Origin of the sequence: Sphingomonas corticis (genome assembly GCF_012035195.1) — a bacterium.
GTDB classification, from domain to species: domain Bacteria; phylum Pseudomonadota; class Alphaproteobacteria; order Sphingomonadales; family Sphingomonadaceae; genus Sphingomonas; species Sphingomonas corticis.
This window is the reverse complement of sequence record NZ_JAAVJH010000041.1, coordinates 1-6,784: the sequence shown is the minus strand read 5'-3', so window position 1 is coordinate 6,784 and position 6,784 is coordinate 1. Positions and strand designations below refer to the sequence as shown.

Below are 6,784 nucleotides of genomic sequence, written 5' to 3'. Positions count from 1 at the left end.
CACCTCCCGCAGCGATGATGCCCAGAGCTCCAGCGTCGCCTCGATCGATGCTCCCTTCACCACAACCTCCTCGTCATGGTGACCCATTGATTCAGAACCGAATCAAGAACGCAACTGTAATGCTAGGGTTGAGACTCATTCAAAGCCAGAACGCGATAGCTGTTGCGAGCGCGACGCCTGAGAGGAAGTTGGCCGCCAGCTTGTCGTAGCGGGTAGCGACGCGGCGGAAGTCCTTGAGGCGGCAGAAGGCGTTTTCGATGAGGTGGCGGCCGCGATAGCGGTCCTTGTCGTAGCGGATGGTGCGCTTGCGGTTGCGTCGGACCGGGATGACCGGAACAGCGCCTCCGTCGCGCAGCGAGCGCCGCAGCCTGTCGGCGTCGTAGCCTTTGTCGCCGAGCAGGTAGCGCATGCGCCCGGCGCGTTCGAGAAGCGCCGGTGCCGCCTTCACATCGCTGACGTTGCCGGCGGTCAGCATCAGCGCATAGGGGCGCCCGATGACGTCGGTGAGCGCGTGGACCTTGGTGGTCCAGCCACCGCGCAAGCGGCCGATCGCCTGCGTCGAGTGCCCCCTTTTGCGCCGAACGCCGCGCGCTGTGCCTTGATGTAGGTGCTGTCGATCGAGGTGCTTTTCGTGACCGCGCCGGTGTCTACCAGGGCGTCGAGCAGCTTCAGCCAGAAGCCGCGATGCGACCAGCGGTTGAAGCGGTTGTAGATCGTCGTCGACGGTCCGTAATCGGGCGGGCAGTCGCACCAGCGGCAACCGACCTTCAGCACATGAAGGATACCCGAGATCACCCGACGATCATCCACCCGCCGGGCACCCGGCTGGTTCTTCGGCAGATGCGGCTCGATCGCCGCCCACGCCTCATCAGACAACCAGAACAGCGCCATCACGCACCTCCCTTGATCCACACCACCGGTGAATCAGGAAAGTCTCACTCCTTCAAGCCGCTGATTGGGTTTGGACCCTAGCGTAGCAGCGGCTTGCGCCTTGTTCCGACACGTCGCTTCGGTGCGAGGCGAGACGTCTCTGCGCGTCGCTCCGCGTTGCCGCTGATAAGCCTGTTCGAGCCGACGCTTCGCCAGCCTGTCCATCATCTGACGCTGACCATGTTCGTCCACCGCGCCATCGTATGGAGACGGGATATCCTGGGCAGCAAGAGACGTGTTTGCTGCTATGAGAGCACCCGCCAAAAAAACCGCCATGGTCAATCGCATGTTCATTCCCATCCGTAGCCTTAGCTTTGGCTCCCGTACCATAGGCCGAAAGCGTTGCTCGCGGCATGGACGACAATCCCCGGCACGACCGACCGCGTCCGGATCGCGCAGATCGCGGTAGCGATCCCGAGACACAGCGCGGCGACCAGGTTCGCGGCCTCGCTGTGCAGGGTGACGAACAGCGCGGCCGAGATCGCGACGACCACGACGCCCGGCATCCGGTCGATCAGGCTCCCGACGAGATAGCCGCGATAGATCACCTCCTCGATGACCGGCGCCGCCAGGATCGTCGCCACCAGCAGCCACACGCCGTCAGCTGACGCGCGAAGCGCCTGACCCACGGCAAGGTGCTGGCTCTGACCCGTCTGCCAGACGGTCAGGCCGTTCGCCGCGAGCCAGATCAGCGGCAGTTGCGCGATCACCAGCGCCGCGGCCATCGTCAGCGCCGTCGCGCGGTCCCATCGCGGCGCGACCAGCAGCACGGCTCGCGCGCGACCGGTGCGGCGCAGATCGAGCGCGACGATCGCCGCCATCACCATCGCGCCGACGATGATCGTCATCGCGATGGCGGACGCCGATCCCGGCGCCATGCCGATCGCCGGGGCAACGACATAGTGAAACAGCGTCAGGACGAGCTGCTGGCCGACGAGCAGCGCCGCGACGAGCCATAGCGACGGTCGCGCCGCGTCCTTCCCCGCGTTCGCGCTCACCCCGGCCATTCCCGCCTCCATCGCATCCATGCCGATCATGCCCGATCCGGCGTCCGGGTCCACACCCCCGCGCCGTGGCGCGGCGTCCCGGCTGCCGGGGCAGGGAAGAGGAGGAGGATCGGGGAGGGTGTCCGGTTGGGGTGCGGCGAGAGGTCGCGCGGCCGGGCATCTTTGGAGACGACGAATGACCCAGACCGTCAAACTCGCGAAGCTGAAGCGCTCCGAGAAGAACGTGCGTACCACGCCGCCCCGCAACATCGAGGCGATGGCCGCGAGCATCCGCGCACGCGGCATCATGCAGAACCTGCTGGTGACCGCCGCCCGCCCCAAGGGCATGTACGAGATCATCGCCGGCGATCGCCGCTATCTCGGCGCGATGATGCTGGCCGAAGCCGGCGAGATCGATGCCGCCGACTATGACGTGCCGGTCAAGATCGTCACCGGCGACGAGGCGGACCTGCGCGAGGTGTCGCTGACCGAGAACTTCCAGCGCGAGGCGATGACGCCTGCCGAGGAGTGCGTCGCGTTCCAGCACTTCCTGAAGTCGGACGGCGACATCGACGCGGTCGCGAAGAGGTTCGGGCAGACCCGCCGCTTCATCGAGGGGCGGCTGCGCCTCGCCAACCTCGCCGAACCGATCTTCGAGGCGCTCGCCGAGGGGCGGATCACGCTCGACATGGCCAAGGCGTACGGTTCGACCGAGGACAAGGCCAAGCAGGAGCGCGTCTTCCAGCAATACGGCCATTCCTCCTACGTCAACGCCGACCAGGTGCGCCGCGCGATCGCCAACGACACGATGAAGGCGAGCGACCCCGTCGCGCTGCTGGTCGGCGCCGACGCCTATGTCGCGGCCGGCGGACGGATCGAGCGCGAGCTGTTCTCCGAGGACGGCGATCGCTGGTCGGACCCCGAACTCGCGCAGACGCTCGCGGCCGCGATCATGGAAGCCGAGGCGAAGCGCGTCGGCGAGGAGCAGGGGCTCGCCTGGGTGCGCCCGGTCGCGACCACCAGCCTCTACGGTGCCACCGCCGATCTCCACCGCGTGACGCTCGACCCCGCGCCGCTTACCGACGAGGAAGCCGCGCGCTCCGACGCCATCGTCGAGCGCTGCGAGGTGCTCGAGGAGGAGATGGCAGACGAGGGCATCGAGGACGACACCTATGCCGCGCTCGACGAGGAATATGACCGCCTCCGCGAGGAATATCAGACGCTCAACTCCAAGCCGCCCGTGCTGTCGGACGAGATGAAGGGGCAGGTCGGCACCTTCCTGACGCTCGGCCGCGACGGCACGATGACGCTGGAGAGCGTCTACTTCAGCGAGACGCCGCTGAAAGGCCCGACCGGCGAGAGCGCGTCCGGCACTACGCGCGCGACCCGCGACACGTCGTCGCTGCCCCCCGAGGCGGTCGCACCGGGCGGCAAGCCCTTGAGCGCGCGCCTCCATGACGAGCTCGCGGTCCAGCGTCGCGACATCCTTGCCGCCTCGATCCTCGCCGATCCCGGCCTTGCGCTCGACTATATGCTGTTCGCGATGGCCGACCGGAGCCGCGGCTACAGCCGCTACGGCACGACGATCACGGCGGGGCGTCCGCAGGACCCGCAGATGCCGAAGGACCAGCCCGCGACGCAGGCGCAGATCGCGATGGTGGAGGCGCGCGAGGCGCTCGATACCCGCTGGACCGAGCCGGGGAGCCCGGTCGAGCGGTTCGAGGCGTTCCGCGACCTCGACGACGATGCCAAGGCGGCATGGCTCGCGGTCACCGTCGCCTCGTCGCTCGAGGCCAAGCCGGACTACAGCTCGCCCGCGACCAACCCGCTCCATGCCCGGCTCGCGTCGATCCTCGAGGTCGAGCCCGCCAAATGGTGGCGGCCGACCTCGGCCAACTTCTTCGACCGCGTGTCGAAGGGGACGCTGCTCGCGCTCCTCACCGAGGTTGGCGGGCCGGTGCTCGCGGCTCGCTATGTCGGGTCCAAGAAAGGCGAGATCGCGACCAGCTGCGAGAAGCTGTTCGCCGGCGAGGCGATCACCGAGGCGGAGACCAAGGAGGCGGCGCTCGCCTGGGTGCCCGACGCGATGCGGTTCGACATGGCGGTCGCGACCGATGACTTCGATCTCGACGACGAGGCTGGCGACGACATCGACGCCGATCCCGAAGATCGAACGATTGCCGGCGACGACACCGATGATCTGGGTGTCGATGACGAGGACGACCTCGCTCCCGTCAACGACGACGACGAGACGATGATCGCGGCCGAATAGCCGCATCGCGCCCGAGCTGCCCGCTCGTCTCCCGGGCCTGACTGGCGGCCGCTTCCGACACCGGAGGCGGCCGCCTTTTTCATTTTCCATGGGGAGCACCCATCATGACCTTCCGTCGCAAATCCGCCGACAAACCGCGCCGCGACGTCGCGGCCGAGATCACCGGCCTCATCATCGAGAAGCTCGAAGCCGGCGTCCTGCCGTGGTCGCGCCCCTGGGGGCTGACCGGAGCGGGGGGCCGTCCCTTGCGCCACTGCGGCACCGCCTACACGGGCATCAACAACCTGTTCCTCTGGGCGATCGGCGACGCGCGCGGCTATTCGGCGCGCACCTGGATGACCTACCGGCAGGCCGAGGAACTGGGAGGGCAGGTCCGCCGCGGCGAGACCGGCTCGCTCAGTGTCTATTATTCGAGCTTCTCGAAGACCGAGACCGACCGGGCGACGGGGGAGGAGGCGAACCGCAACATCCGCTTCCTGCGCTCGTACACCGTGTTTAACGTAGAGCAGATCGACGGGCTGCCGGCTTACTATTACCCGGTCGCAGCCCCGCCCGAGCCACGCGTCGAGAGCGTCCACCGCGCCGCGATCGACACCTTCTTCGACGCGCTTCCCGCGACCGTGCGCCATGGCGGCGACCAGGCGTTCTTCTCGCCGATCGGCGACTATATCCAGATGCCGCATCGGACCATGTTCCGCTCGGACGATCATTACGCGAGCACGCTCGGCCACGAGTACGTCCATTACTCGGGCGCGGCCTCGCGGCTCGATCGCGAGTTCGGCAAGAAGTTCGGCGACCAGGCCTATGCCTTCGAGGAACTGGTCGCCTCGATCGGGCAATGCCTGATCTGCGCCGACCTCGGGCTGCCGGGCGAGCTCCACGACAACCATGCCAGCTACATCGATCACTGGCTGCGCATCCTCAAGGGCGATTCCAGCGCGATCATCAAGGCCGCGTCGAAAGCCGAGCAGGCGTTCGCCTGGCTGAAGGAGGCCGCGGCGGTCGCCGCCCACCAGGCCCGTCCCGAAGCCCTCGAGGCATGACCGCCCACCGGAGCAACCGCCATGCACATCGAACTGCGCAAGCTGAAGATCGTCGCCGCCTTGTCCGAGGAGACGACCTGCTACACCGCCGAGATATGGGTGGACGGGGAACGCGCCTTCCTCGCTTCCAATCGTGGCCACGGCGCGGCCGACATGTACCATGCCGTCGGGAGCGTCAGCGAACACGAGGTCGATGCCTGGCTCGCCGCCAACCGCGCGCCCACCCGCATCGGCGACAGCGTACTCACCCACAATCTCGAGTTCGAGGTGGCGGATCTGATGACCCGGATCGAGGAGGCCAGGCGTCTGCGCCGCGCCTGTGGCACCAGCCTCGTCGTCATCGACGAAGGCAAGGTCTGGTCCTACCCGCTAAAGGGCCGACCCGCCGCCATGGTGGCCGCTTCGGTCCGCCGCGCCAAACCGGACGCCCGTGTCGTCAACGACGACGATGCCGCGATCGATGCGGCGGTTGCGATCATGATCGCCGCGGCCGGGACGGCGGATGCGCCATGAGGCTCGACCTGATGGCGCTGCTCGCGCCCGTGCCGCCCGAACCGGTATGGGAGGCCGAGAAGGCCGGGTGGCGGTGCTTCGTCATGGGCAACACCGGCTGCTGCCATCGTCGCGGCAGCCGGCTCGCCGATGCCTGGCAGCGCGGTTTCGACGCCGCGCGCCGTTCCCCCGATCCGGTCGGCCTCATGCTCTGACCCGATGACAGCCGACCCGCCCCGCGACAGGATAAGAACCATGATCGCGCTTCGCTTCGCCAAGCATTACGTCACCGGCCTCGCCGTCGACCGCGACACGCGCCGCGCGCGCCTGCTCGCCGCGCGGCGCTATCCGATCGAGAGCGTGCCGCGGCGCGGTATCCTGTCGGGGCATTGGGATGGCGGCACGATCGTGGGCGCGTTCCGCTCGGGCCAGGGCAGCTTTCGCGTCACCTGATCCTGCCCGCCGCCATAGGCGGCATGGCAAAGGAGAGAGGGAGTGGCGGGTTCGAGCGCGTGAGGTGCTCGGGAGACCCTGAGAGATGCCCTATGACGTCGACTTCCGCCATCAGCAGGCGCTCGATCCGAGCGCGCTGACCACCCTCCACGCCGCGCTCCACGCGGTCACCACCGCGATCGAGGATTGCCGCAACGCCGGCGTGCCGTTCGATGCCGATCCTGGCGTCCTTCTCCTTGCCCGCCATCTCGGCAACCTCGCCGGCGCGGGCTCGGACGACAGCCTGCTCCGGCGCCGCTGCATGGACCGTATCGCCGAGCTGAAGCAGCACCCGGCGCTCGCCACGCTCGCGATCCGCGGCGTCGCCTATGATGCCGCCGCCAAGGATCTCTTCCACGCTGACGGTCGCCGCGCGCTGGTGCGCCTTGCCGAAGCGCTCGGGTTCGGCGAAGGCGAGTTCGACATCCGCTCGAACCGTGGTCCGTAGCACATTGGGAAGCGCTGGTTCGGGAGCCGCTATGGCCCTGATGAAGACAAGGCCGCGTAGCGGCCGCAGGCTTCATCAGGGCAAGCCATGGCCGGACAGCAGGTATCTAAAGTGAGGTTGT

7 protein-coding genes and 1 pseudogene are annotated in these 6,784 nt (G+C 67.8%); 6 read left to right on the top strand and 2 right to left on the bottom strand.

All coding sequences use genetic code 11. From position 1 onward, the window contains the following. Positions 1 to 139: 139 nt before the first annotated feature. Positions 140 to 891 (bottom strand): annotated as a pseudogene (locus HBH26_RS20140) (IS5 family transposase). A gap of 347 nt (positions 892 to 1,238) precedes the next feature. Then, positions 1,239 to 2,207: a CPBP family intramembrane glutamic endopeptidase gene (locus HBH26_RS20135; protein WP_239024961.1), complete on the bottom strand. Its 969-nt coding sequence runs from the start codon at positions 2,205 to 2,207 to the stop codon at positions 1,239 to 1,241. On the opposite strand from HBH26_RS20135, the gene HBH26_RS20130 reads away from it, so the two are divergent. The 6 genes from HBH26_RS20130 to HBH26_RS20105 all read left to right on the top strand — a co-directional run bounded on the left by HBH26_RS20130 (position 2,113) and on the right by HBH26_RS20105 (position 6,663). Further along, positions 2,113 to 4,188 (top strand): ParB/RepB/Spo0J family partition protein, encoded by a 2,076-nt coding sequence (locus HBH26_RS20130; RefSeq protein WP_168136351.1) that lies wholly within the window; start codon positions 2,113 to 2,115, stop codon positions 4,186 to 4,188. The two genes, HBH26_RS20135 and HBH26_RS20130, sit on opposite strands and share 95 nt — an antisense overlap. Before the next feature lie 104 nt (positions 4,189 to 4,292). After that, positions 4,293 to 5,231, top strand: a complete 939-nt coding sequence (locus HBH26_RS20125; RefSeq protein WP_168136350.1) for an ArdC family protein — start codon at positions 4,293 to 4,295, stop codon at positions 5,229 to 5,231. Positions 5,232 to 5,252: 21 nt separating this feature from the next. After that, positions 5,253 to 5,744 (top strand): hypothetical protein, encoded by a 492-nt coding sequence (locus tag HBH26_RS20120; RefSeq protein ID WP_168136349.1) that lies wholly within the window; start codon positions 5,253 to 5,255, stop codon positions 5,742 to 5,744. Next, positions 5,741 to 5,938, top strand: coding sequence for a hypothetical protein (locus HBH26_RS20115; RefSeq protein WP_168136348.1), 198 nt, complete (start codon positions 5,741 to 5,743; stop codon positions 5,936 to 5,938). Before HBH26_RS20120 ends, HBH26_RS20115 begins: the two co-directional genes overlap by 4 nt. A gap of 40 nt (positions 5,939 to 5,978) precedes the next feature. Further along, positions 5,979 to 6,176, top strand: a complete 198-nt coding sequence (locus HBH26_RS20110) for a hypothetical protein (RefSeq protein WP_168136347.1) — start codon at positions 5,979 to 5,981, stop codon at positions 6,174 to 6,176. An 85-nt stretch (positions 6,177 to 6,261) separates the two neighbouring features. After that, on the top strand, positions 6,262 to 6,663 hold the full coding sequence (locus HBH26_RS20105) for a hypothetical protein (protein WP_209308704.1): 402 nt from the start codon (positions 6,262 to 6,264) through the stop codon (positions 6,661 to 6,663). Positions 6,664 to 6,784 lie beyond the last annotated feature (121 nt).

Bases quoted from the DNA above. Each gene is read 5' to 3' on its own strand.
- HBH26_RS20130 (WP_168136351.1), top strand. From the start codon at position 2,113: ATGACCCAGACCGTCAAACTCGCGAAGCTGAAGCGCTCCGAGAAGAAC.
- HBH26_RS20135 (WP_239024961.1), bottom strand. From the start codon at position 2,207: ATGCTCGCGGCCATCGCCTCGATGTTGCGGGGCGGCGTGGTACGCACG.
- HBH26_RS20125 (WP_168136350.1), top strand. From the start codon at position 4,293: ATGACCTTCCGTCGCAAATCCGCCGACAAACCGCGCCGCGACGTCGCG.
- HBH26_RS20120 (WP_168136349.1), top strand. From the start codon at position 5,253: ATGCACATCGAACTGCGCAAGCTGAAGATCGTCGCCGCCTTGTCCGAG.
- HBH26_RS20115 (WP_168136348.1), top strand. From the start codon at position 5,741: ATGAGGCTCGACCTGATGGCGCTGCTCGCGCCCGTGCCGCCCGAACCG.
- HBH26_RS20110 (WP_168136347.1), top strand. From the start codon at position 5,979: ATGATCGCGCTTCGCTTCGCCAAGCATTACGTCACCGGCCTCGCCGTC.
- HBH26_RS20105 (WP_209308704.1), top strand. From the start codon at position 6,262: ATGCCCTATGACGTCGACTTCCGCCATCAGCAGGCGCTCGATCCGAGC.